Origin of the sequence: Streptomyces sp. NPDC127084, from assembly GCF_042724175.1 — a bacterium.
Classification (GTDB): Bacteria; Actinomycetota; Actinomycetes; order Streptomycetales; family Streptomycetaceae; genus Streptomyces.
In genome coordinates, this window is sequence record NZ_JBHXFA010000327.1 from 1 (window position 1) to 2,370 (window position 2,370).

Below are 2,370 nucleotides of genomic sequence, written 5' to 3' on the forward strand. Positions count from 1 at the left end.
GCGGGGGTCCCCCGGGGGTAACTTTTGGGGGGCACCCCCGGGCCCCCCCGCCCCCGGCCTCGGGCCCGCCCCCCCTCGCCCGCTCCGGCTACTTCTCCGTGACGCCCGCGGAGTCGAAGGTCGCCACTTCGTGCATGGCCCGCGCCGCGCTCTGCACCAGCGGCAGCGCCAGCAGCGCCCCCGTGCCCTCACCGAGCCGCAGGTCCAGGTCCACGAGGGGCCGCAGACCCAGCTTGTTGAGCGCCGCGACATGGCCGGGCTCGGCACTGCGGTGCCCCGCAATACAGGCGGCGAGCGCCTCGGGCGCGACCGCCCGGGCCACCAGGGCCGCGGCGCCCGCGGATACTCCGTCCAGGATGACCGGTGTGCGCAGCGAGGCACCGCCGAGGATGAAACCGACCAGCGCCGCGTGCTCCAGGCCACCGACCGCCGCGAGGGCACCGACCGGATCGGCCGGGTCCGGCTGGTGGAGTTCCAGGGCCCGCCGGACGACATCGACCTTGCGGGCATGCATCTCGTCGTTGATACCGGTGCCGCGGCCGGTGACCTCCGCCGGTTCGGCGCCGGTGTACACGGCGATCAGAGCGGCCGACGCGGTGGTGTTGGCGATGCCCATCTCACCGGTGAGCAGCGCCTTGTTGCCCGCGGCGACGAGATCTCGCGCCGTCTCGATGCCGACCTCCATCGCGGCGACGACATCCTCGCGGCTGAGCGCGGGGCCGGTCGTGAAGTCGGACGTACCCGGGCGGACCTTCCTCGGCAGCAGTCCAGGAGTGGCGGGCAGATCGGACGCCACACCCACGTCGATGACGCACACTTCGGCGCCGACCTGGTTGGCGAAGGCGTTGCACACCGCTCCCCCGCCGAGGAAGTTGGCGACCATCTGGCCGGTGACTTCCTGGGGCCAGGCGGTGACCCCCTGGGCGTGCACCCCGTGGTCGCCCGCGAAGATGGCGACCGCGGCTGGTTCCGGAATCGGCGGAGGACACGTCCGGGACAGCCCGGCGAGCTGCGCGGAGATGATCTCCAGCATGCCCAGCGCGCCCGAGGGCTTGGTCATCCGCTTCTGACGCTCCCAGGCCTCACCGAGCGCCTTCGCGTCCAGCGGGCGGATGTTGGACACGGTCTCCTGGAGCAGGTCGTGCGGCTCCTCACCGGGCAGAGCACGACGGCCGTAGGTCTCCTCGTGGACGACCCAGGACAGTGGCCGGCGCTTGGACCAGCCCGCCTGCATCAGCTCGGGCTCCTCGGGGAACTCGTCGACGTATCCGACGCACAGATACGCGACGACCTCGAGGTGCTCGGGCAGCCCCAGGGCACGGACCATCTCGCGCTCGTCGAAGAAGCTGACCCATCCGACACCCAGGCCCTCGGCGCGCGCGGCGAGCCACAGGTTCTCGACGGCGAGCGCGGAGGAGTACGGGGCCATCTGCGGCTGGGTGTGCCGGCCGAGGGTGTGACGGCCGCCGCGGGTCGGGTCGGCGGTGACGACGATGTTCACCGGTGTGTCGAGGATGGCCTCGATCTTGAGTTCCTTGAACTGCTTCGCCCGGCCCTTGGGCAGCGACTTGGCGTAGGCCTCGCGCTGGCGCTGGGCGAGCTCGTGCATGGCGCGCCGGGTCTCGGCGGAGCGGATGACGACGAAGTCCCAGGGCTGGGAGTGGCCGACGCTGGGCGCGGTGTGCGCGGCTTCGAGCACCCGCAGCAGCACTTCGTGCGGGATGGGATCGCTGCGGAAGCCGTTGCGGATGTCGCGGCGTTCCCGGATCACCCGCAGCACCGCCTCGCGTTCGGCGTCGCCGTAACCCGGTGCGGCGGCGGAGACCTGCTCGGCGTCGCCCGCTGTCCCGGGGGTGGCGTGGGCGGTTTCGGCCACGGCCGCGTCAGCGGCGGCCGTGCCGGTGGCCTCGGCGAAGGAGATCTCGGCGAGGGCGGGGTCGGCGATGGGGGCCTCGGCGAGGGCGGGGTCGGCCACGGGGGCGGGAACGGCCTCGGCGCTGTCCGCGTTCATGCTTGCCTCGGTGTGCGCGCTGGTCTCGATGCTCGCGCTGGTCTCTGGGGCCGTGCCGGTCTCGATGTGCACCGCGCTCTCGGCGGCGGACTCCGGGAGAACTTCGGCAACCTGCCGCGGGGTGGACATGGCGGGATCCGCCACTACGGACTCGGCCGCCTTCGACGCTTCCGGTACCTCGGTGGAAGCAGGCGTGCCGCCGTCGCGCGGTCCGGGGACGACGGCGACCACCGGCTCCGACGCTGTGGCCTGCGGCTCCGACGGCTCGGGCATGGCGTCGGGAGCGGCGGCCGCGGGACCGGGGGCACGGGGGCCGGCCGCGGGGGGGGGGGGGGGGGGAGCTGGGGCGGGGGGCGGTG

Annotated in this window: 1 pseudogene; it reads right to left on the reverse strand. The window is 73.6% G+C overall.

The features are described 5' to 3' along the window. Nucleotides 1-88: 88 nt before the first annotated feature. Nucleotides 89-2,296, reverse strand: a pseudogene (gene cobT, locus ACFWI9_RS33865) (nicotinate-nucleotide--dimethylbenzimidazole phosphoribosyltransferase); the annotation flags it as partial. Nucleotides 2,297-2,370: the final 74 nt, after the last annotated feature.